Annotated in this window: 21 protein-coding genes; 14 read left to right on the top strand and 7 right to left on the bottom strand. The window is 71.0% G+C overall.

Annotated elements, in window-relative coordinates:
• Positions 1-253 precede the first annotated feature (253 nt).
• Positions 254-1,276 (top strand): alpha/beta hydrolase, encoded by a 1,023-nt coding sequence (locus ACFT4A_RS35930; protein ID WP_382839013.1) that lies wholly within the window; start codon positions 254-256, stop codon positions 1,274-1,276.
• Here ACFT4A_RS35930 and ACFT4A_RS35935 read toward each other — a convergent pair.
• Positions 1,270-2,337: a D-2-hydroxyacid dehydrogenase gene (locus tag ACFT4A_RS35935; RefSeq protein WP_382839016.1), complete on the bottom strand. Its 1,068-nt coding sequence runs from the start codon at positions 2,335-2,337 to the stop codon at positions 1,270-1,272. The genes ACFT4A_RS35930 and ACFT4A_RS35935 overlap by 7 nt on opposite strands.
• Complete coding sequence (locus ACFT4A_RS35940; RefSeq protein WP_382839018.1) at positions 2,334-2,972, bottom strand: RraA family protein; 639 nt, start codon at positions 2,970-2,972, stop codon at positions 2,334-2,336. The genes ACFT4A_RS35935 and ACFT4A_RS35940 overlap by 4 nt, the downstream gene beginning before the upstream one ends.
• Positions 2,973-3,403: 431 nt before the next feature.
• On the opposite strand from ACFT4A_RS35940, the gene ACFT4A_RS35945 reads away from it, so the two are divergent.
• Genes ACFT4A_RS35945 through gdhA form a run of 8 tightly spaced genes read left to right on the top strand, consistent with a single transcriptional unit; the run spans position 3,404 to position 11,441 of the window.
• Entirely contained in the window at positions 3,404-4,780 is a 1,377-nt protein-coding gene (locus tag ACFT4A_RS35945; protein WP_382839020.1) for an MFS transporter, read from the top strand.
• Between the two features lie 26 nt (positions 4,781-4,806).
• Positions 4,807-5,613: a LamB/YcsF family protein gene (locus ACFT4A_RS35950; RefSeq protein ID WP_382839023.1), complete on the top strand. Its 807-nt coding sequence runs from the start codon at positions 4,807-4,809 to the stop codon at positions 5,611-5,613.
• Between the two features lie 19 nt (positions 5,614-5,632).
• The gene (locus ACFT4A_RS35955) at positions 5,633-6,370 is read left to right on the top strand and encodes an allophanate hydrolase subunit 1 (protein WP_382839025.1); all 738 of its coding nucleotides are present in this window, start codon (positions 5,633-5,635) and stop codon (positions 6,368-6,370) included.
• A complete protein-coding gene (locus ACFT4A_RS35960; protein WP_382839027.1) occupies positions 6,367-7,395 on the top strand; it encodes a biotin-dependent carboxyltransferase family protein in 1,029 nt (342 codons plus the stop codon). Before ACFT4A_RS35955 ends, ACFT4A_RS35960 begins: the two co-directional genes overlap by 4 nt.
• Positions 7,396-7,448: 53 nt before the next feature.
• Entirely contained in the window at positions 7,449-8,246 is a 798-nt protein-coding gene (locus tag ACFT4A_RS35965) for an SDR family oxidoreductase (protein WP_382839029.1), read from the top strand.
• 23 nt (positions 8,247-8,269) lie between these two features.
• On the top strand, positions 8,270-9,442 hold the full coding sequence (locus ACFT4A_RS35970; protein WP_382839031.1) for a pyridoxal phosphate-dependent aminotransferase: 1,173 nt from the start codon (positions 8,270-8,272) through the stop codon (positions 9,440-9,442).
• 32 nt (positions 9,443-9,474) lie between these two features.
• Positions 9,475-10,062 carry a TetR/AcrR family transcriptional regulator gene (locus tag ACFT4A_RS35975; RefSeq protein WP_382839034.1) on the top strand — a complete coding sequence of 196 codons (588 nt, stop codon included), beginning with the start codon at positions 9,475-9,477 and terminating at the stop codon, positions 10,060-10,062.
• Positions 10,063-10,094: 32 nt separating this feature from the next.
• Positions 10,095-11,441: an NADP-specific glutamate dehydrogenase gene (gdhA, locus tag ACFT4A_RS35980; RefSeq protein ID WP_382839037.1), complete on the top strand. Its 1,347-nt coding sequence runs from the start codon at positions 10,095-10,097 to the stop codon at positions 11,439-11,441.
• A 14-nt stretch (positions 11,442-11,455) separates the two neighbouring features.
• On the opposite strand, the gene ACFT4A_RS35985 is transcribed toward gdhA, so the two are convergent.
• The 5 genes from ACFT4A_RS35985 to ACFT4A_RS36005 all read right to left on the bottom strand — a co-directional run bounded on the left by ACFT4A_RS35985 (position 11,456) and on the right by ACFT4A_RS36005 (position 18,202).
• Positions 11,456-12,253, bottom strand: coding sequence for a nitrilase-related carbon-nitrogen hydrolase (locus tag ACFT4A_RS35985; protein WP_382839039.1), 798 nt, complete (start codon positions 12,251-12,253; stop codon positions 11,456-11,458).
• Positions 12,254-12,320: 67 nt separating this feature from the next.
• Positions 12,321-12,917: a TetR/AcrR family transcriptional regulator gene (locus ACFT4A_RS35990; RefSeq protein WP_382839042.1), complete on the bottom strand. Its 597-nt coding sequence runs from the start codon at positions 12,915-12,917 to the stop codon at positions 12,321-12,323.
• Positions 12,918-12,936: 19 nt separating this feature from the next.
• Entirely contained in the window at positions 12,937-15,000 is a 2,064-nt protein-coding gene (locus ACFT4A_RS35995) for a discoidin domain-containing protein (protein WP_382839044.1), read from the bottom strand.
• 184 nt (positions 15,001-15,184) lie between these two features.
• Positions 15,185-17,182, bottom strand: coding sequence for a glycosyltransferase family 2 protein (locus tag ACFT4A_RS36000; protein ID WP_382839047.1), 1,998 nt, complete (start codon positions 17,180-17,182; stop codon positions 15,185-15,187).
• Positions 17,183-17,296: 114 nt separating this feature from the next.
• Positions 17,297-18,202: a LysR family transcriptional regulator gene (locus tag ACFT4A_RS36005; RefSeq protein WP_382839050.1), complete on the bottom strand. Its 906-nt coding sequence runs from the start codon at positions 18,200-18,202 to the stop codon at positions 17,297-17,299.
• Between the two features lie 136 nt (positions 18,203-18,338).
• Here ACFT4A_RS36005 and ACFT4A_RS36010 point away from each other — a divergent pair, with 136 nt between their 5' ends.
• The 5 genes from ACFT4A_RS36010 to ACFT4A_RS36030 all read left to right on the top strand — a co-directional run.
• On the top strand, positions 18,339-18,419 hold the full coding sequence (locus tag ACFT4A_RS36010; protein WP_382839076.1) for a putative leader peptide: 81 nt from the start codon (positions 18,339-18,341) through the stop codon (positions 18,417-18,419).
• A 199-nt stretch (positions 18,420-18,618) separates the two neighbouring features.
• The gene (sfnG, locus tag ACFT4A_RS36015; protein ID WP_382839053.1) at positions 18,619-19,746 is read left to right on the top strand and encodes a dimethylsulfone monooxygenase SfnG; all 1,128 of its coding nucleotides are present in this window, start codon (positions 18,619-18,621) and stop codon (positions 19,744-19,746) included.
• 41 nt (positions 19,747-19,787) lie between these two features.
• Complete coding sequence (ssuE, locus tag ACFT4A_RS36020; RefSeq protein ID WP_382839057.1) at positions 19,788-20,345, top strand: NADPH-dependent FMN reductase; 558 nt, start codon at positions 19,788-19,790, stop codon at positions 20,343-20,345.
• Entirely contained in the window at positions 20,342-21,529 is a 1,188-nt protein-coding gene (locus ACFT4A_RS36025) for an SfnB family sulfur acquisition oxidoreductase (RefSeq protein WP_382839060.1), read from the top strand. The genes ssuE and ACFT4A_RS36025 overlap by 4 nt, the downstream gene beginning before the upstream one ends.
• 34 nt (positions 21,530-21,563) lie before the next feature.
• The coding region (locus ACFT4A_RS36030; protein WP_382839063.1) for an LLM class flavin-dependent oxidoreductase at positions 21,564-22,694 on the top strand (1,131 nt) is incomplete at its 3' end.

Consider the following 22,694-nt stretch of genomic DNA (forward strand, 5'->3'; position numbering starts at 1 on the left):
TAACCCGGGGTCACACCTATGGGCGTACCCCTGATGAGCGCTGCCATGTGAGGTGCGCCCGTGCGCACGGGGTGTGCGCGCCGCGCGCACACCGACGGTTCACACTCATGGCCCAGCCGACCCGCGCTCCCGACAATGGACCCCACGAGCAGGACCCGCCCACCATCCGCATCGGGGCGGGTCCTGTTCGCTGCACCGGCACTGTCGTGTCGGCCGGGTGAGGGGTGTCCGGGCTCGTATCGTGCGAGACGTGATGGCTGACCGTCGACGGTTCCTGGCGCTGGTGAGCGCGGCAGGTCTTCTGGTGCCCGGGGCGCAGCGGGCCGCAGCCCATGGTCGTGCTCGTGAGGGTGCACGGGTGGTGGACGAGCAGCGGACGGAGAGTCGGATCGTCGACCTCACCGTGCGCTCGGCCGCCCTGGGACGCGACGCGCGCGTCCGGCTGCTGACCCCGGACGGCTGGGAGCGGCGCGGCCGGGACGACCGGTGGCCGGTGCTGTACCTGTTCATCGGAGGAGACGGCGACCACGAGGCCTGGACCCGGGAGTACGAGGTCCAGAAGAAACCGGAGTTGCGCGGCACCCTCGTCGTCATGCCCGAGATGCCGCTGTACGGCTTCTACAGCGACTGGTGGAACCACGGCCGCGGCGGACCGCCCGCCGTCGAGAGCTTCCATCTGCGCGAGGTGCTGCCCCTGCTCGAACGCGGCTACGGCGCCGGCACCCGGCGGGTGGCGGCAGGGGAGTCCCAGGGCGGTTTCGGCGCGCTCTCCTACGCGGCTCGGCACCCGGGACTCTTCCGTGCCGTGGCCGGCTACAGCGGATTCGTGCACCCGCTGCAGCACCCGCACGCCGTACGGGCGGGCATGACCTATCTGGGCCTCGACTGGCTGGCGTTGTGGGGCGATCCCGTGGCCCAGCGCGCCATCTGGCAGGCGCACGACCCCTACTATCTGGCCGAACGTCTGCGGGGCACCCGCGTCCATCTGTCCAGCGGCGATGGCCGGGCAGGAAAGCTCGACCCGCCGGGCACCGAACCCGATCCGCACGTCCCCGGTCTGGAGGACCCGGACCGTCCGTTCCCGGAGGACGTGATCTCGCCGACGGAGACCCTGATGGGGGAGGAGTCGCGTGCCGTCGCCACCCGTCTCAGGAGGGCCGGTGTCCAGGTGAGCACGCACTTCTACGCCGGTACCCACTCTCCGCCGTACTGGTGGCGGGAGCTGGACCGCACCCTGCCGATGCTGCTGAACCGCAGCCATGGTGTGGCTCAGTAGAACTCGACGGTGCTCACGCGGTTGACCAGTTCCTGGCCGTCTAGGAGCCGGGTGGCGTTGGCGGCGAAGAGTTCGGCGATGAGGCGGTCCTCCGACGCGTCCAGCGCGGCGGTGTGCGGGCTCACCAGTACCCGGTCGTGGTGCCAGAGCGGACTGCCGTCCGGCAGCGGCTCCGTCTCGAAGACGTCCAGCGCGGCGAAGCCGACCCGGCCCGAGCCGAGCGCGTCGGCGAGGGCCGCCTCGTCCACGACGGTGCCGCGCCCCACGTTGACCAGCGTGGCCCCGGGCCGCAGCGCGTCGAAGAACCGCTTGCCGAGGAGGTGTTCGGTCGCCTCGGTTCCGGGGAGCGTGTTGACGACGGCGTCCACGGTGGGAGCCACCTCGGCGATGCGGTCGGGATGCACCACGACGGAGACACCCGGGACGGTGACGTCCCTCCTGCTCGTACCGATGACCGTCGCGCCCAGCGCGTGCAGTGCCGTGGCCACGGCACTGCCGATCCCGCCCAGTCCGAGCACGAGAACGGTCTGCCGGCTCACCTGCCCCATCGTCCAGCGGCCGCTCCACTCCCGGTCGCGCTGCTGGCGGTTCAGACGGGGCAGATCCTTGGCGCCCGCGAGCACACCGAAGACGGCGAACTCGGCGAGCGGACGTCCGTGCACCCCGGCCGAGGTGGTGAAGAGGACCCGGCCGAGCTCTTCTGCGTTCAGCCCGGCGGCCTTGACCTGGCCGCCTCCGCCCGCGGCCATGGTGTGCACCCAGCGCAGCCGCGGGTTGGCCCGGACGGTACGGGCCAGGGCGGCCGGGTCCACATCGGGGATCCCGTACAGGGCGTCGGCCGAGTCGATCGCGGCCTCGTAGGCACGCTGCTGGTCGGGGCCGCGCCGCCAGTCCGGATCGCCCGCGAAGTCGGCGGGCCAGCGCATCGGGGGCAGCAGGGCGTGGTCGACGACGAGGTCGATCCGCGGTTCGAGACGCCGGACGAGCGCGGCGTTCTCCTCGGACAGCGGGGCGGCGACGGCGACGCGCAGGCGCCCCGGCACCCGGTCCCGGCCGGTCACCGCACGGCCTGGGCGCGCAGCGCCTCGACCTCGGCGTCGAGCGCGGCCTCGCGGGCGACGATCTCCTCCACGGCCCTGAGCGCCTCCTCGGCGCGGTGCGGCGGGATGACGATGACGCCGTCCCCGTCGGCGGCGACGATGTCGCCCGGGTGCACCACGACACCGCCGATGGCGACGGCTTCGCCGATCGTGCCCGGGCCGTTCTTGAAGGGCCCGGCGGGGATCAGCCCCCGTGCGAAGACCGGGACGCCGAGCCGTTCGATGATCGCGGCGTCGCGCACATAGCCGTCGACGACCGCGCCGGCGGCACCGTGCACGGCGAACCGCTGGGCGAGGTTGTCGCCGATGATCGCGCGGCCGTCGTAGCCGAAGGCGTTGATGACGAGGACGTCGCCGGGGCGGATGTGCTCGAGCGCCTCGATCACGGCCTTGTTGTCACCCGCGACGGTGAGGACCGGGAGCGCCGTGCCGACGGCCGCGGCGCCGTTCCAGACGGGGGCGATGCCTCCGTCGACGATGTTCAGCCGGTCGAGGGCGTCGCCGAGGTTGGCCACGGAATGGGCGCGGAACCGCTTGAGCACCTGCTCGTCGACGCGTTCCCACGCCGTGTTGACGCGCACGTTGTCCTGGGTCATCGCAGAGTCCTTCCAGAAAATGCGAAAGCTTTCGCGTTTCGCGTCAGTCAGTGTGCATCCATCGGACGTGCGGCACAAGGGGTGACTGACGGGCGCGATCGGGCGGGAGTGCGAGTTTGACCAGAGGGTGAACGGATCCTTGACCACCCGAGAATGCGAACCTATTCTCATTCGCGATTCCAGTCGCAACTCGGCTCCGGCGCTGTTCCGCGGTCTTTCACCGTGACATTTCCGCCCGCCCCCTCGGGCGCGGGGCGCATGCGAACAGCGTCGTAGTCACCCGCCCCTGAGGCACTGTCACCGCTTTCCCCTCCTGGCCCCACCTCCGTGGGCGCATCTCGGCGCATGAGCGATCACCGGCAACCCCTCCGCTCGGCGCACGATCCTCAGGACACCGTCCCCGGAGTCCGCGACACCGAAAGTGAACGCGTATGACAACGTCAGATCGGCTCGACATCCCCTCAGACCGTGACGAGGCATCGTCACCGACGCCCGGCGCGGCAGCGGTCGACGTCGTCTCCGCCAATCGCAAGGTCGTCCGCAAGGCCACCGTCGCGGGCTCGGTGGGCTCCTTCGTCGAGTGGTACGACTACGGCATCTACGGCCTGCTCGTCACCTATCTCGCGATCAACATCATGGGAGAGGCCGAGGCCGGAGGCCTCTTCCTCACCAACGTCGGTTTCCTGGTCAGCTTTGTCGCCCGCCCCTTCGGCAGCGTGATCTGCGGGTACCTGGGCGACCGGCTCGGGCGCAAGAGCCTTCTCGCGGCACTCCTGGTACTGATCTCCGCGGCCACCGCGGCGATCGGCCTCATCCCCTCCCACGCCGCCATAGGCGTGGCCGCGCCCGTCCTTCTGGTGCTGCTCCGGGTGCTGCAGGGCTTCTCCGCCGGCGGCGAGGTGGCCGGCGCCATGTCCTTCGTCGGCGAGTACGCGCCGGACGCCCGCCGCAACTACATGATGAGCTTCATCGCCGTCGGCTCGTTCGTCGCCCTGATGTTCGGCAGCGCCTTCTCCGCCGTCCTCATCACGACCCTCGGCGACGACTCCATGACCTCCTGGGCGTGGCGGGTGCCGTTCCTGCTCGCCGTCCCGCTCGGCTACGTCGGCTTCTACATCCGCCGCCGGCTGGAGGAGACCCCGCACTTCACGGCGCTGCGCGAGCAGAACACCGTCGTGCGCAACCCGCTCAGGGAGGCCTTCACCAACCGGCGCCATCTGAAGGCGATCGTCCTCACGATCTTCCTGCCCGCCCTCAACGGCCCCGGCTACTACCTGCTCTTCGTCTACATGCCGACGTACTTGAAGACCTCGCTCGGCGAGCACAACTTCTCGATGCTGCGGGCGCTCACGGTCACCGCCGTCAGCCTGGTCGCCATCGTCGTCTGTATCCCGCTCATGGCCCGCCTGTCGGACCGGATCGGCCGCAAGCCCGTGCTCGCCGGCTCGGCCGTCGCCATGGCCGCCGTCTCGTACCCGATGTTCCGGCTCATCACCACCGGCGAGTTCGGGCTCGCCTGCGTCGGCACCGTCGTCCTCGCGATCGCCTTCTCCGGGCACGCCGCCGTCGTGCACACCGTGCTCGCCGAGATGTTCCCGACGACCGTGCGCTACTCCGCCTACAGCATCGGCTTCAGCCTCTCCACGATCATCTTCGGCGGCAGCGCCCCGCTGGTGATGACCGAGCTGATCGAGTCGACCGGCTCCAACCTCGTCCCGGCGTTCGCCTCCATCATCACCGCCCTGATCACCCTGGTCGCGATCGCCTTCGTGCGCGAGACCAAGGGCCGGCCCCTCGCGGCCCGCTGAATCATCCCCCCACGAGGAGAGACACCATGGGAATCAACTCCGTAGCCGTCGTCGCCGACCTCGGCGAGAGCTTCGGCAACTACACGATCGGCGACGACGAGGCCCTGCTCGGCCTGGTCACCTCGTCGAACATCGCCTGCGGCTTCCACGCCGGTGACCCGCGCATCATGGACCGGACGGTCTCCGACTGTGTCGCGCGCGGCATCGAACTGGGCGCCCACCCCGGCTACCCCGACCTGGTCGGCTTCGGCCGCCGGCTCATCGAGGCGACCGAGGAGGAGATCCGCACCGACGTCCTCTACCAGCTCGGCGCCCTGGACGCCTTCGCCCGGGTGCACGGCGGCACCATCAGCCATGTCGCCCCGCACGGCCGGATGGGCTCGATCGCGCAGACCGATGCCAAGCACGCCCGCGCCATCACCGACGCGATCGCCGCGTACAACACCGACTACATCGTCATCTGCCAGCGCGGTCTGCTCGCGGAGGAGTCCCGCAAGCGCGGCCTGGAGGTCGGCTACGTCTTCCTCGCCGACCGAGGCTACGGCGACGACGGCATGCCCGTGCCGCGCTCCCACGAGGGCGGACTCATCCACGACCCGGAGCTGATCGGCGAGCGCTCGGCCCAGGTCGTACGGGAGGGGACGGTCCGCTCGGTCGACGGCAACGTGGTGCCGCTCGGCCACGACGCCGACGTCCTGCTGCTGCACGGCGACCACCCGTCCGTCCTCGCCAACGGCACCGCGCTGCGTGCCGCGCTCGACAAGGCGGGCATCCAGGTCGGAGGCCTGCGCGAGGTCCTGGCGCAGAAGGCGGAGGTCGCGCTCGCCGGCTGAGGGCGGGGCGCACCAGGTGATGACCACAGCACAGTACGGCGACCTCACCGTCGAGCCCTACGGCGACTCGGCGGTGATGGTGACCATCCCGCATACCGACCAGGCCGTCCGCAGGGCCGGGATCGTGGCGTTCCGCGACCGCTTCCTGGCGCACCGCCCGCACGGAGTGCTCGACGTCGTCTCCGGCCTCGAATCCCTGCTCGTCGAGTTCGACCCGCTGCTGACCGCGTTCGAGCACGTGGAGTACGCGGCGCGGCTGGTGGCACGGTGGGCACCGTCCCCTGCGGACGGACCGGCCCGCGCGCGGCAGGTGCGGACGTTCGCCATCCCCGTGGTGTTCGACGACGACACCGGCCCCGACCTGGTGTCCGTCGCCGAGGAACTCGGCCTCGCCACCGGTGATGTCGTCGAGGCGATCGCCCGGTCCACCTTCACCATCTGCCTCCTCGGGGCGGCGATGGCCCCGATGATGGACGGCCTCAAGGTGCCCCGGCCGGTGCGCCGGCGGGCCGAGCCCCGCACGGACGTCGCCCCCGGCGCCGTCATGATCGCCGGGACCAACGCGATCATCCAGCCGTTCCCCGGCCCGACCGGCTGGCGGGTGGTCGGCCGCACACCGCACACCATCGTCGACATCTCCCGCCCGGACCCCGTGTCCTTCGGCACCGGCGACGTCGTGCGCTTCGTCCCCGTCACACGGGACGAGGCCGAGGCGCTCGGCGAGGGCTTCCTGCTGCCGACGGAGGTGGCCGTATGACGACCGTGACGCTCGACTTCACCAGCACCGGCTGGGTCACCACGTTCCAGGACCTCGGCCGGAGCGGCACGGAACAGCGCGGCGTTCCCACCGGGGGAGCGGCCGACCAGCACTCGGCGGCCGTGGCCAATCTCCTCGTGGGCAACCCCCGCGACGCGACCCTGCTGGAGAACCTCGGCGGGGAGCTGGCCCTCGTCCCCGACGCCGACGTGCTGCTGGCGGTGACCGGCGCACCCGCCGAGGTCACCCTCGCGGGCTCGCCCGCCGACAGTTGGTCGCCGCTGGTCGTCCCCGCGGGCCACGAGGTGCGGATCCGCGGGGACATGAGCCGGGGGACGCGCACCTATCTGGCGGTGAACGGAACACTGAGCACCGAAAGGCTCCTGGGCAGTGCCGCCCCGGACGCCCGGATGGGCTTCGGGCAGGCCGTCGCACGCGGCTCCCGCGTTCTGCTGGATACGGCCTTCCGGGGATTCAGACACCGGCCGTTCGAGGCGCAGCTGTTCCGGCTCCCCGTGCCCGTGCCGCGCTTCGACGACGGACCGTGGGTCGTCGACGTCGTCCCCACCCCCGGCATGCGGACGATCGCGGGGATCCGCGAGGTGATCGAGGAGGCGACCTACGTCGTCACCCCGCGCTCCAACCACGTCGGGCTCAGGCTCGACGGACCGGTGCTGCACCCGGACACCGACACCGAGATCGTGTCGCACGGCGTGCCCATCGGGGCGCTGCAGATCCCGCACGCGGACGAGCTGATCGTCCTCGGCCGCTACCGGAGCCTGACCGCCGGCTATCCCATCGTCGGTGTCGCCGCACGGGCGTCCCTGCCCTTGCTCGGACAGGCCGGGCCGGGGCGGGAACTCAGGTTCCGCTGGATCGACCGCGAGACCGCGCTGTGCCGGTTCGCCCGTCGCGAGTCCGAGGTGCGTGCGCTCGCGGGGGCGGCGGCCGAGGCATTCGGCGCACTCGGATTCAACCTGCCCCTGCCCACGCCCTTGCCCGAACCCTTGCCCCAGACAATCTGAGAATCTATTCTCATATGCAAGGTGAATCTCATATCACCCATGGAGGAGGAACGGTGACGACATCGTCCGGCGCGATCGCGCTCATCACAGGAGCCGGCAGCGGAATGGGGCTGGAAACCGCCCGGCTGCTCGCCCGGGACGGTGCCGCCGTCGTCCTCGTCGGCCGCAGACAGGAAGCTCTCGACTCGGTCGCCGACACGATCCGCGCCGAAGGCGGGACCGCCCTCGCCCTCGCCGCGGACATCACCCGCGCCGACGACGTGACACGCGTCCTCGACCGGGTACGCACCGATCTCGGCCCGGTCGACATCCTCGTCAACAACGCGGGCAGCTCCTCCTCGGTGCTCAACCCGCAGTGGCTCCCGCACGACGAGTGGCGCCAGGTCCTCGACGTGAACCTCACCGCTGTCTTCCAGCTCACCCAGGCCGTCCTGCCCGACATGCTCGACCGAGGTGCCGGGACCATCGTCACCGTCTCCTCGCTCGCCGCCGTCAACCCCAACCTGCTCGGCGGCGCCGCCTACGGCGCGGCCAAGGCGGGCGTACGCAACTTCATGACCTTCCTGCACAACACGTTCCGCAACCAGGGCCTGCGCGCGATCACCGTGCTGCCGGGCGAAGCGGACACCCCCATCCTCGACAACCGCGCCCGCCCCCCGGCGCCGGAGGAACGCGCCGGCATGGTGCAGCCCGAGGACGTCGCCGAGGCCATCCGCCTGGCCGTCGCGCTGCCCCAGCGCGTCGTCCTCCAGGAGATCGTCGTCGCCCCGACCCGCCAGCGCGACGTCTCCGCCGACCTCGAGATCAGCCGCCGGGCGGGCGCCCCCGCCGACACCGCACCGCACGCCTGACACCCCGTCACCAGGAGGAGCGCATGCCGCCCACCGTCACCACACAGCCGCCTCTGTACGACACCGCCGCCGCCGTCGCCCGGATCGCCGCCGCCTCCCGCCGGACCCAGCAGCCGCAGTCCCGGTCCGACCTCGTCTCCCTCGCGATGGGCGAACCCGACTTCGACACCCCCGAGCGGGTGACCGAGGCGGCCCACGCCGCGCTGCGCGCCGGCCGCACCCACTACTCACCGCTGCTCGGCGAACCGGCCCTGCGCGAGGCCCTCGCCGCGAAGCTGACCGCCACCGCCGGGATCCCGGCCTCCGCAGGCGACGTCCTGATCACCCAGGGCGGCACCGCCGGGCTGGCCGCGTCGATCCTGTCCCTCGTCGACCCCGGCGACAAGGTGGTCGTCCCCGACCCGACCTACTCCCTCTACGGCGACCTGGTCGCGATGGCCGGCGGCACCGTCGTCCCCGTCCCGCTCGCGCCGGACCTGCACTGGGACCTCGACCGGCTCGCCGACGCCCTCACCGACGCCAAGCTCTTCGTCTTCTGCAACCCCGTCAACCCGACCGGCATCGTGCACGGCCGGGAGGAACTCGAAGCGCTCGCCGCCCTGCTCGACGGCACCCCCACCATCGTCGTCTCCGACGAGGCGTACTCCGACCTCGACTACACCGGCCGCCCCTTCACCTCGGCCCTCTCCGTCGACGGCCTGCGCGAGCGGACCGTCTACTGCCAGACCTTCTCCAAGAGCTACGCGATGACCGGCTGGCGCGTCGGCTACCTCTGGGGTCCGTCGCCGCTCATCCAGGCGGCCGCGCGCATCCACAACACCTTCAACGGCTCCGTCAACACGGTCATCCAGGATGCCGCGCTCGTCGCCGTCGAGAGCTGTGACGACGACGTCGCCCGGATGCGCGCCGCGTACCAAGAGCGCGGCGAACTCATGCGCAGGGAACTGTCCGCGATCCCCGGCCTCACCCTCAGCGCACCGGAAGGGGCCTTCTACCAATTCCCGCGCTACGACATCGATCTGCCGTCCGTGGAGGTCGTGGCGGCGCTGCGCACGCGGCACGGCGTCGCCGTCCGGCCCGGCAGCGAGTTCGGAGCGCGGGGTGAGGGGCACCTGAGGCTGTCGTACGCTGCCAGCCCGCAGTCCATCACCGAGGGTGTCCGCCGCCTGGCCGCCGGTCTTTCGGCCCTGCGATGAGCACCGTCCCGTACACGACGAGGAATCGACCCATGCGCAGTGACACCGAGCGCAACCGCAGGCACCTCATCAAGGCGGCCGCGCGACTGTTCGAGAACTCGCCCACGCCCGTCAGCCTCGCCGAGATCGCCAAGCACGCCGAGGTGTCCACCGCGACGGCCTACCGCCACTTCTCCTCCGTCGAGGAGGTGCTGCACGCCTTCCGCGCCCAAGTGGGCTCCGAACTGCGGGACTTCAGCGCCCGGCAGACCACCCGCGGCATGGCCAAGCTCGAAGCGGTCTCGCGGCACTGGGTCTCCCTGGTCCTCGAACACGGCGGCGCGATGGCCCAGATGCGCTCGCATCGCGGCTATCTCGAGCGCCTGCGCGAAGGAACCGGCTACCTCGCGCCGCAGGCCGAGGCGCTCGCCGAACCGTTGCGGCAGACCACCGAGGAACTCGGCCTCGACGACCTCGGCGACGAAGCCCTCTATCTGTGGAACGCGCTGTTCGACCCGCGCGACATCCTCGACCTCATCAAGAGCGGACGCACCGAGGACGAGGCCGCCGGCCGTCTGGTGGCCGCACTGCGCGGCGCCCTGACCGGCTGGGCGGCGGCGGAACAGCAACAGGCCGACTGACCGGCCGCACCGGAACGGAGAGAACAGCACGCATGGACGTCAGCGCCCACATCGAGGCCGTCTACGACACCCTCCGCCGACGGGACCCCGGGGAAACGGAGTTCCACCAGGCCGCACACGAAGTCCTGCACGCCATGGGCCCCGTGCTCCGGGCCCACCCGGAGTACGCCGAGGCCCGGATCGTGGAGCGGCTCTGTGAGCCCGAGCGGCAGCTGATGTTCCGGGTCCCGTGGGTGGACGACCAGGGCACGGTACGGGTCAACCGCGGTTTCCGGGTGGAGTTCAACAGCGCGCTCGGACCGTACAAGGGCGGCCTGCGCTTCCATCCCAGCGTGAACCTGGGCATCGTCAAGTTCCTGGGCTTCGAGCAGATCTTCAAGAACGCGCTGACCGGCATGGCGATCGGCGGCGGCAAGGGCGGATCGGACTTCGACCCCAAGGGCCGCTCGGACGGCGAGGTCATGCGCTTCTGCCAGGCGTTCATGACGGAGCTGTACCGCCACCTGGGCGAGCACACGGACGTGCCCGCCGGGGACATCGGGGTGGGCGCCCGCGAGATCGGCTACCTGTTCGGCCAGTACAAGCGGATCACCAACCGCTACGAGGCCGGCGTCCTGACCGGCAAGCCGGTCGGCTGGGGCGGTTCGCACGCCCGCACCGAGGCCACCGGCTACGGCGCCGTGTACTTCGCCCAGGCGATGCTCGCCACCCGCGGCCAGGACTTCGACGGACGCCGGGTCGTGGTCTCCGGGTCGGGAAACGTCGCCGTTCACGCCGCCGAGAAGGTCCACGCCCTGGGCGGGCGCGTGGTGGCCTGCTCCGACTCCTCCGGGTACCTGGTCGACGAGGACGGCCTCGACCTGGACCTGCTCAGGGAGGTCAAGGAGGTGCGCCGGGCCCGGGTCTCCGCCTACGCCGAGGCGAAGCCGACCGCGCGGTTCTCCGCCCGGGGATCGGTCTACGACGTGCCGTGCGACCTCGCCCTGCCGTGCGCCACGCAGAACGAGCTGGGCCGCCAGGACGCCGTAGCGCTGGTGAAGAACGGTGTGCTCGCCGTGGCCGAGGGCGCGAACATGCCCTGCACACCCGAGGCGATCGAGGTGTTCCGTGAGGCGCGGACCCTCTTCGCCCCCGGCAAGGCGGCCAACGCGGGCGGGGTCGCGACCTCCGCGCTGGAGATGCAGCAGAACGCCTCGCGCGACAGCTGGACCTTCGAGCGGACGGAGGACCGGCTCGCCACCATCATGGGACAGGTACATGCCCAGTGCCGGGTCAGCGCCGAGACCTACGGCGGCGACGCCGACGACTACGTCCTCGGCGCCAACACCGCGGGCTTCCTCCGCGTGGCCGAGGCGATGACGGCCCAGGGCGTCGTATAGGCGGACGGCCGGTCTCACCGCCCGGCGGCGGACCCCACGGCGAGGACACGATCACGCAGGACGGGGAGTTCGGAGCGGATCCGGGCGACCTCGCCCCTGTCGACCTCCACCGTCACCGTCTCCGCCGCGGTGCCGGCCTCGCCCAGGACGGTCCCCCAGGGGTCGACGGCCACGCTGTGCCCGCCCTGCCGCATACCGCCGTGGGTGCCCGTGGCGCAGCAGGCCAGCAGGAAGACCTGCTCCTCCAGGGCTCTCGTGCGGGTCAGGAGCTGCCAGTGGGCGAGCCGGGCCGCCGGCCAGGCGGCGGGCACCACGATCAGCTCCGCCCCCTCGTCGATCAGGCCCCGGAAGAGCTCGGGGAAGCGCAGGTCGTAGCAGATGGCGAGGCCGATCACCCCGAGTTCGGTGGGCACGGTGACGATGTCGCCGCCCCCGCCCATCATGGTCGCCTCACCCGTGTCGAAGCCGTACCGGTGGATCTTGCGGTAGCTGCCGCGCAGGTCACCGGCCCGGTCGAAGAGGAGCGCGGTGTTGTAGAGGGTCCCGTCCGCGTCCCGTTCGACGATCGAGCCGGCGTGCAGCCAGACCCCGGCCGCGCGCGCCGCGGCGGACATGGCCTCGGCGGTGGGACCGTCGATCCCTTCGGCGTCGTGCCCCCAGGCGTCGTACGACCAGGCGCCGGCCGCCCACAGTTCCGGCAGGACCACCAGATCGTCGCCGGTCCGGCCGCGGACCAGCGAGGACGCCCTGCGGCGGCGCTCCTCGGCGGAGTCCGACGCGTCCACGGACAGCTGTATCAGCGAGGCTCGCATGACTGTCACCTCCGGGAAAACCGGCTCCCTACGAGCGTAAGGAGCCGGACGCGCATCCCGCCTGTTCTCAGGGCTCGCGCACCAGGCCGGCGATGTGCGCGACGACCGTGTCGAGGATGCCCGACCAGGCGTCGTCGTCGCCGAGCACGAGGTAGTTGAGGGTCAGGCCGTCGGTCATGGCGGCCAGGTAGCGCGCCAGGACGGGGGCGGGGACGCGCAGGCGCAGGCCCATGGTCTGCCCCAGCTGGTCGATGAGCTCGATGTACGTCTCGGCGTACAGCTCGTACTGGCGCCGCGCCAGATGCTCGAAGCCGGGCTGGCGCAGCGCGTACTGCGTGAGCTCATAGGTGAGCATGTGCTCGTCGGGGTGGGCGCGGACGTGCTCCCAGTACGCCTGGAAGCCCGCCCGGACGGTCTCCTCGAGGGTGGCCCTGGGGCGCAGGGCCTCCTTCACCACCGTCACGTAGTGCCCGGTGATGGTGGTGATGACGGACTCGATCAGCTCCTGCTTGGAGTCGAAGCAGTAGTGGAAGACGCTCAGCGAGACGCCCGCTTCGGCGGCGATGGACCGGGTCGTCGTCCTGGGGACGCCGTCCCGGGCCATCGCCCTGATCGCCGCTTCGGTGAGCTGTCGCCGCCGCTCGGCGGACGGCAACCGTGCCATGGAGCCCCTCTCGTGGGTGTCAGCTGCCGTGGACCCCGACCTCGTAGAGGGAGTAGCCCCAGTCGGTGCCGCGTTCCAGCCCTTGGACGCGTACGTATCTGGCCGGTGTGCTGGTGAATCTCGCGGTGTCCAGGCCACCGTCGCCCGCTGTCGTGGACCAGGCGGTCCGCCAGTTCTCCCCGTCGGTGGAGAGCTCGACGCGGTACGACTTCGCGTACGCGTCCTCCCAGTCCAGGGTGACCCGCTCGACGCGCTTCGTGGACCCGAGGTCGAGCCGGTACCACTGGTCGTCGCTCCAGTCGCTCGCCCAGCGGGTGCCGCGGTCACCGTCGACGGCCCGGTGCGGCTTGTAGTTCGTGAACAGGCTCCACTCCGAGGAACTGGCCGACGTGGCCGCGCCGCGCGCGAGATCGGGCCCGGCCTCGTGGCTCTCGGAGGCCTTCCAGGTGTCGAGGTAGGACTCGGCGCCGCGGAAGAGGTCGTCCACCACGTCCTGGCCGCCGACCCGGCGGATGTCCTCGATCCAGTCCGGGACGAGGCCGTAGTGGGCGGCTCCGTCGGTGTTCAGGTCCCAGGTGCGCTGACCGGTGGTCTGCCGGTCGATGACGGAGCCGCCGTCGACGCTCTTGAAGGGATAGGTGACCTTGTTCGGGGCGTCCGCTCCGCGCGGGCCGGGCCAGCCGCCGACGCCGTTCATGTCGGTGCCGTAGCCGTAGCCCACCCCGTACTTGTCGCGCAGGGCCTCCGTGCGCTTGGCCTCCGAGATGAAGCCCTCGGAGCCGTGCATGTACTGGGCGATGAAGCCGCCGAGACCGTAGACCCGCTCGGTCCAGTCCAGGTCCATCCAGCTGTGCGAGGAGAGCACGCCGGGGTAGGACTCGGCCTCGAAGATGTCGAGCACCCGGCCGGTGGCCTTGACGCTCATGTGGTCGATCTCCAGCATCATCCCGCGTTGCATCATGCCGCGGACGGCGTACTCGCCCAGTCCGGTGAGCCCTCTGACGTTGCACTGGGCGTCAGCGCTGTACGAGGGGATCTCCTCGCCCGCCGGGAGCTTCTTCTCGGCCTCCGCCGCCGAGGCGTTGCCGATGGGGTTGTCGTGCTGGGGCCCCTTGCACTGCTCCGTCTTCCAGTAGGTGCCCGTCGACAGGAACTGCCCGACGTTGATGGCCGTTCCGAGCGAGCCCGAGTCGAAGCGGACACCGCACAGCGCGTTGTCGAACTTGTGGCACAGGAACATGCTGCGCACGCCCAGCGAATACAGCTCGTCCAGGCCCTTGTCGATGTCCGCCTTGCTGCACTGCGCGATGTCGAGGATCTGCTTGCAGCCGAAGGGCTCGGACGTCTCCACGCCGAGGACGACCGCCAGCTTGCCCTGCTCGGCGACCTCACGGGCCTGCGCGCTGTCGGTGACGATCCGGAAGAAGCCCTTGCCGGGCCCGCCGTAGATCTTGTCGATGTACGCCTGCATGTCGTACGTCAGCTTGGCCTGCAGCCGGATGGACGTCATCTCGTCGCAACCGCGGTCCTTGAAGAAGTACACGGAGCAGATCACGCCGTTGGTGACGAGGTCGTTGACCAGCACCCGCTGGCCGCCGCGCCAGGCCCGCTCCACCCAGGCGTAGTAGTTCTGCTGGTGCGTCAGCGAGTCGTGGGCCGGCCAGTCCTTGAAGGTCGGCCAGCCGTTCGGGTCGTGCTTGCCGTCACCGCCGTTGGTGATGAAGTCGAAGATCGCGAGCGAGCCGTCCGGGTAGTGCTCGGGACAGTCCTTGAGCGCGTCCGCGACGCCCTGCTCGGAGAACGGCTTTCCGCAGATCAGCCGGCCGCCGAAGGCCTCGTTGGAGAAGATGTGGTCGTGCGCGTCGACGAAACCGCGCACCTCGCCCCGGGCGTCGGTGCCGCTGAAGGGCTCCCCCGTGACATTGACCCCGGAGTCCGGCGCGGGCCGCGCGGTCGGGTTCCACCAGTCGGTTCCTGCCGCCGAACTCGGTGTGGGACCGAGCGCGATCGACAGCACGAGCAGGAGGAGCGACACAACGGTGATGTTCTTGCGTCGGCGGTACGGGCGTCCGGAACTGGTCACAGCCCACGTCCCTCGGTCGGCGGGATGGCGGGGTCGACGTATCGGGCTGTCCTTGGCCTTGTGGGCCGGGGAGCGACAGCCCGATTGTCATGACCTCGCCCATGGTGCGACGAGGATGACCACTACCGCCTTACGAGTCAAGAGTCCGGGACAGATGACCTACTGACGGGTCATCAGAACGACGTCACATGCGAGAGCCGGATCCGTGTCGATCGAGCCGTCGGCGCAGGGCCGCCGCCAGCCCGACCGGCGCCACGCGCAGCACCACGGCCCCCTTCGAGCTCCGGGGGAGCGGCTTGGCGTAGTAGGGGCGGCCGAGCCGGGCGGCGCGGAACCAGCGGGTGCCGGTCAGCACCTTCGGAGGCGGGACGGGAATCCGGCTGTCCGGCTCATCCGTACGGAGCGTCAGCGTCCACCGTCCTGGAGACAGCTTCCTGACCGGCAGGCGGGCGGTGAACCCGGTGCCGCCGTCCGGCGCGTACCGCAGGGGCACCTCGCGCACCGAGCCCGAGTCGCCTTCGGCGCGCAGGGCCGTGGGCCCGGGGCGGCGGGCGGCGTCATCGGTCAGGCGTCCGCTGACGACGAGCGCGCCGGGTGCGTCCCAGGCGATTGCCGTCACCTGGCAGACCGGCTCGTCCTCGGTGCGCCGGATGTCCAAGGAGACGTTCCCGTACGGAGTGAAGAACGGACGCGCGGTGGTGGCCGCGACCTCGCGCGGCGGCGGGGCGGTCCTCTGGCCGTTCGCGCCGGTCCCGGCCTGCCGGAGCCTGACGGTCCGGCTGACTCCCCTGGACCGCACATCCAAGTGGAGGTCCCACACCCCGGCGCCGAGCGGTGCGCCCGAGTCGACGGTCCTCAGGTCCACCTCGACGAGGAAGCCGGTGGCCTGGTCGTCGGGCTGGTGGGAGGAGGTTCGGACCGTCACGGGCACGCGGATGTCCGGGTGCGGGAAGCCGCGCGGGCGCAGGATCAGCCGGGTGGTGGGCTCCAGGGCGCCGAGGGACTCGATACGGGCGTGACCGGCGAGCCGGAGCACACCGCCGTCTCCCGCCCATGCCGCTTCGGACAGTTCATGACGGACCGGGATCCGGTCCGTGGCGTCGAAGCAGGCGTCCGGGACCGCCTTCACCGGGTCCCGGAAGAAGGGATGGCACCAGTAGACGCGGCCCTTGTCCACGACATTGCCGCGCGCCGCGTCCTCCTTGGCGTGCCGGGCCACGGTGATGAGGTCCTCGTACCGGTCCGCGCGCAGCAGGTGGACGATGAGCCGGTCCGGCGGGGCGAGCTGCTGGAAGACGCCTTCGGTGACATGGCTCAGCGCCCACTGCCGGAACTGCGGATAGAAGCGCTCCCGAGCCTGCTGTTCGCTCTCCTTGGGCAGCAGGGCGCGCAGCGGCCCGCACAGCTCCCACTCCACATGGCGGCGCATGATCTGGTCACGGCGCGGACCGGGTTCCAGGTAACGGGCGACCGTCTCGAAGCACAGCCGGGTGCCGTCCATGCGGTGGACGAGGTCGGCGGCGGTGAGGGTGAGATTGTTGCCGTTCTGGCGGTTGCGTGAGTAGTAGCAGTCGTAGTCGGCCACCACGGAGATGCCGTCGGCGTTGAGGAAGGCCGCGGCGGTGAACGGCTTGTCCTCGCAGTTGCGGAACGGCGGGAACCTCAGGTCCAGTCGCTCGATCAGCGAGCGCCGGAACAGCTTCCAGCAGCCCAGGGTGCGGTAGGCGGCGGAGGAGAAGACATCGGTCCGGGGCTGGTTGTGCGAGAAGACGGCGGTCGGCACGGCACGTCCGCCCACGGACACCATCTTGCCGAGGACCACGTCGGTGCGGTTCTCGTCCGCCATCGCGACCATGCGGCGCAGGGCGTCGGGGCCCAGGTAGTCGTCTGAGTCCAGGAAGAAGACGTACTCCCCGCCCGCCATGTCCAGGCCGGTGTTGCGCGGGCCGCCGGCTCCTCCGCTGTTGGGCTGGTGGACGACGCGCAGGCTGGGGCAGGTGCGCGCGAGCCGGTCCAGCTCGTCCGCGGTGCCGTCGGTCGAGCCGTCGTCGACCGCGATGATCTCGATCTTGTCCAGGCCGAGCGTCTGCTCCATGACGGAGGTGACGCACTTCGTCAGTTCCGGCATCGAGTTGTACGCGGGGATGATCACGCTGACGCGGGGCGGATTCGTACGGAGCATGATGACTCCAATCTCCTTGGAGCATCCGGCGCGCCCCGGCCCGGCCGCCCCCGCGAGAGGCGTCGTCCTACGCCGACGGAGTGTGTGAACCACCCGTTCGGGCCAGGGCCGCCTTCACGACTCCCGGTGCGCATCCGCGTTGCGTACGAACAACGCGTGCAGATCCCGCACGGCCCGGGGGACCGAGACGGCATGGCGGCGCTGCAGCACCAGCAGCACATCGGTCTCGTCCCCGGCCAGTGGCCGTACGGTGAGGGTGCCCCGCCGCTCCAGGGGATCGCCGATGACGCTGAAGTCGGGCAGCACCGTCGCCCCCAGCCCCTCGGCGACCATGAGCTTGCCCATCTCGGCGCCGTCGGTGGAGTACGAGAAGGTCGGTGTCCGGCCGCGCAGCAGCCGGTGGACGTAGCGGTGCATGACATAGCCGGACCGCATCACGATGAGCGGCTCGGCGAGGAGACTGTCCACGTCCACGGCGTCCATTGCCGCCAGCGGACTGTCCGGGCGTACGCACACCACCGGGCGCCCGCGCAGCAGCTCGGTCGTCTCGAAGCCGGGCGGTATGTCGTCGCCGTGGAGATAGTTCACCAGCCCCAGGTCGTAGGCGCCCTCCAGCAGTCCGCGGTGGATGTCGGCCTGCTGCGCGCCGACCACCTCGACCTGGGTGGCCGGGTGCGCGGAGCGGAACTCGCGCACGGTCGGGATGAGCAGCGGCACGGTGGCCGTGTTGACCGTGCCGAGCCGCACCATGCGGCTGATGCGGTGCTGGTCGCCGGCCGCGCCGCGCAGCCGGTCCACCGCGTCCAGCACCGTCATGATGTGCGGCAGCAGCTCCCGGCCCTCGTCGCTGACCTTCGCCCCCGACCGCTTGCGCTCCAGCAGGTCCACCCCGAGTTCCCGCTCCAGATTGCGCACGGTCTCGCTCAACGCGGGCTGGGACAGGTGGAGTTCCTCGGCGGCACGCCGCAGCGAACCGAACCGGGTGACGGCGGCGATGTATTCCAGCTGTTCTATACGCACGACAGGAGACTGCGTCCCCCGCGGGCCCGGTTCAAGGGAATCCCTGTCACAACCTCGTGAATACCGACTCTCACCATGTGGAATCACCACCCGGTCTGCTTGACCGGCCGGACCCGCGCTTGGTTGGATCGTTGACATGAAGCGACAGGACCTCACGCAGCGACGCCACGTCGATCTCGCGCGTGTCTCCAGCTCCTGCTGTCGCAGCCTCGTCTGAGCGCAGCGCACCGAGGGAAACCCTCCCACCCGCTTTCTGCGCCCTCTCCGTTCCTGAATTCCGGTCCCGGACGTTCTCCGTCGTGCTGACGGCTTTCCCGGTACCGCTGTTCCAGCGCGCCTGAATTCCCCTCGCGAGCACGATTTCGTGCCGACGCCTGTGTGTTTCGCGTGCCTTTCCGCTCTCCCAGGAGTCCCCCATGCCCGTACCGCCCGCATCCGACCCCGTCCGCTTCGCCTACTGGGTGCCGAACGTCAGCGGCGGCCTGGTCACCAGCACCGTCGAGCAGCGCACCGACTGGGGCTACGACTACAACCGCGAACTGGCCGTCCTCGCCGAGAACAACGGCTTCGACTACGCGCTCAGCCAGGTCCGCTACATGGCCAGCTACGGTGCCGAGAACCAGCACGAGTCGACCAGCTTCAGCCTCGCCCTGCTGCTCGCCACCGAGCGGCTGAAGGTCATCGCCGCCGTCCACCCCGGCCTGTGGCACCCGGGCGTCCTCGCCAAGCTCGGCGCCACCGCCGACCACCTGTCCAACGGCCGTTTCGCCGTCAACGTCGTCAGCGGCTGGTTCAAGGGCGAGTTCACCGCGCTGGGCGAGCCGTGGCTGGAGCACGACGAGCGCTACCGGCGCGCGGAGGAGTTCATCACCGCCCTGCGCACCATCTGGACCGAGGACCACGCCGAACTCGCCGGCGACTTCTACCGGGTGCGCGACTTCTCCCTCAAGCCCAAGCCGCTGAACACCCCCGAGCGCCCGCACCCCGAGATCTTCCAGGGCGGCAACTCCACCGCCGCCCGCGCCATGGCCGGCCGGGTCTCCGACTGGTACTTCAGCAACGGCAAGGACTTCGACGGCGTCACCGAGCAGATCGCCGACGTACGGGCTTCCGCCGCCGAGGCGGGCCGCACGCCCCCGAAGTTCGGACTCAACGGCTTCCTCATCGCCCGCGACACCGAGGCCGAGGCCCGTGAGCAGCTCCGCGAGATCGTCGCCCACGCCGACACCGAGGCCGTGCACGGCTTCCGCGACGCCGTCCGGCAGGCCGGACAGTCCACCGCCGACGGCAAGGGCATGTGGCAGGACTCCAGCTTCGAGGACCTCGTCCAGTACAACGACGGCTTCCGCACGGGCCTCATCGGCACGCCCGAGCAGATCGCCGAACGGATCGTCGCCTACAAGCGGCTCGGCGTCGACCTCTTCCTCCTCGGCTTCCTGCACTACCACGAGGAGGTCGAGTACTTCGGCAAGCGGGTGCTGCCCCTCGTACGCGAACTGGAAGCTCAGGAACCCGACTTCGAGCCCGCCGCGGCCCACGCCTGATCACCGCCCGCCCCAGCAACAGCCACGAAGGGAACACCCCCATGGCCACCATCCTGTCCGTGTCCGGCAGCCCCTCCGCCACCTCCCGCACCCAGCGACTGCTGCGCCACCTCGACTCCCGGCTCACCGCCCAGGGCCACGAGGTCATCCCGCTGGACGTCCGGAACATCCCCGCCGAGGCGCTCCTCGGAGCGGACTTCCGCCACCCCGAGATCGTCCGGGCCACCGCCCTGGTCGAGCAGGCCGACGGGGTCGTGGTCGGCACCCCCGTCTACAAGGCCGCCTACTCCGGGCTGCTGAAGTCCCTGCTGGACCTGCTGCCGCAGTACGCACTGGCCGGCAAGACGGTCCTGCCGCTCGCCACCGGCGGGTCCGTCGCCCACGTCCTGGCCATCGACTACGCCCTGCGCCCCGTGCTGAGCTCCATGGGCGCCGCGCACATCGTCCCGGGCTGGTTCACCCTCGACAAGGACATCACCGTGAGCGACGACGGCTCCCTGGCCGTCGCACCCGGCTCGGCCGAGGCCCTGGCCCAGGTCACGGACCAGTTCTCCGCCGTGCTGGGCGGCCGTACGACCGTACTGGCGGCCACCGGATGAGCACGGCCCATGTGATCGCCGACGACGCCGAGGCCCTGGCCGTCGCCGCCGACCTGGCCGCGGACTTCCGCAAGGACGCCGCCGAACGGGACGTACGGCGCAGGCTCCCGCACGCGGAGCTGGAACGGCTGTCCGCCTCGGGGCTGTCGGCCGTCAGCGTCCCGGGCGAGTTCGGCGGCGCGGACGTCCGTACCGAAACACTCGCCGAGATCTTCCGGCTGCTGGCCTCCGCCGACGCCAGCCTCGCCCAGATCCCGCAGAGCCACTTCGTCTACGTCAACGTGCTGCGCCGCCAGGGCACGCACGCCCAGCAGGAGTTCTTCTTCGGCGAGGTACTGCGCGGCAGGCGGTTCGGCAACGCCCAGTCCGAGGCCGGCACCAAGCACGTCCAGGACATCCGCACCAGGCTGGCGCTGCGCCCGGACGGCTCGTACGTCCTCGACGGCGTCAAGCACTACTCCACGGGCGCCCTGTTCGCCCACTGGATCCCCGTCCTGGCCCGGGCCGACGACGACACCCTGCACGTGGCGTACGTGCCGAGCGACGCCCCCGGCCTGACGGTCGTCGACGACTGGGACGGCATGGGGCAGCGCACCACCGCCAGCGGAACGGTCCGTCTGGAGCGGGTGCCCGTCCCCGCCGACCGGGTCCTGCCCCACCACCTCACCTTCCAGGGACCCCAACTCCACGGCGCCGTAGCTCAGTTGCTGCACGCCGCCATCGACGCGGGGATCGCCGCCGGCGCGCTGGCGGAGGCCGTGGAGTTCGTCCGTACGAAGAGCAGGCCCTGGTTCGAGAGCGGGTTCGAGACCGCCGTGGAGGATCCCCTGCTGATCCAGCGGTTCGGCGAACTCGCGATCCGGCTCCGGGCGGCGGAGGCCCTGCTGCGGGAGGCGGCGCGGGCGGTCGACGCCGCCCGGGACGACCTGACCGACGACTCGGCCGCCGAGGCCTCGATCGCGGTGGCCACCGCCAAGGTGACCGCGGCGGAGACCGCCGTCGAGATCGGCAGCGCCCTCTTCGAGGTCGCCGGCACCCGCGCGGCCCTCGACTCCCTGGGCCTGCACCGCCACTGGCGCGACGCCCGCACCCACACCCTGCACGACCCGGCCCGCTGGAAGGTCCAGCACATCGGCCGCTACGTGCTGAGCGGCACCCGGCCGCCCCGGCACGGCCTGCTCTGACCCGCCCCTCCCACCTCACGATCGGAGACCCCTCGTGTCCCTCACGTTCCACTGGTTCCTCCCCACCAACGGCGACAGCCGCCATGTCGTCGGCGGCGGCCACGGCACCCCGGCCACCGCCTCCGGCCGGGACCGGCCGCCGACGGTCGCCTACCTGAGCCAGATCGCCCGCGCCGCCGAGGACCTCGGCTTCGTCGGTGCCCTCACGCCCACCGGCGCCTGGTGCGAGGACGCGTGGCTGACGACGGCGATGGTCAGCCAGAACACCGAGCGGCTGAAGTTCCTGGTCGCCTTCCGGCCCGGCTTCGTCTCGCCCACGCTCGCCGCGCAGATGGCCTCCACCTTCCAGCGGCAGAGCGGCGGACGGCTGCTGCTCAACGTCGTCACCGGCGGCGAGAGCCACGAGCAGCGCGCCTACGGCGACTTCCTCGACAAGGACGCGCGCTACCGCCGTACCGGCGAGTTCCTGCAGATCGTGCGGGAGCTGTGGGAGGGCAAGACCGTCGATCTGCACGGCGAGCACCTCCAGGTGGCGGACGCGACGCTGGCCCGGGTGCCCGACCCGATTCCCGAGGTCTACTTCGGCGGCTCCTCGCCGATCGCCGGAGAGATCGCCGCACGGCACGTGGACGTGTACCTCACCTGGGGCGAACCGCCCGCGCAGGTCGCCGAGAAGATCTCCTGGATCAGGAAGCTGGCGGCCGAGCAGGGCCGCACCGTCCGCTTCGGCATCCGGCTGCACGTCATCACCCGCGACACCTCCGAGCAGGCGTGGACGGAGGCCAACCGGCTGCTCGACGGCTTCGACCCGGAGACCGTGGCGTCCGTGCAGGCCGGACTGGCCCGCAGCGAGTCCGCCGGACAGCAGCGCATGCTCGCCCTGCACGGCGGCGGCAACCGGGACGGACTGGAGATCCACCCCAACCTGTGGGCCGGCATCGGCCTGGTGCGCGGCGGGGCGGGCACGGCCCTGGTCGGCAGCCACGACGAGGTCGCCGAACGCATCAAGGAGTACGCGGCCCTCGGCATCGAGGAGTTCGTCCTCTCCGGCTACCCCCACCTGGAGGAGGCCTACTGGTTCGGCGAGGGCGTCCTGCCGAGGCTGGAGGCACAGGGCCTGTGGAAGCACCCCTTCCCGCAGGTCGCGGCCGCCGCCCAGGTCCCC

Source organism: Streptomyces sp. NPDC057099 (assembly GCF_042671245.1).
Taxonomy (GTDB): Bacteria; Actinomycetota; Actinomycetes; order Streptomycetales; family Streptomycetaceae; genus Streptomyces; species Streptomyces purpurascens.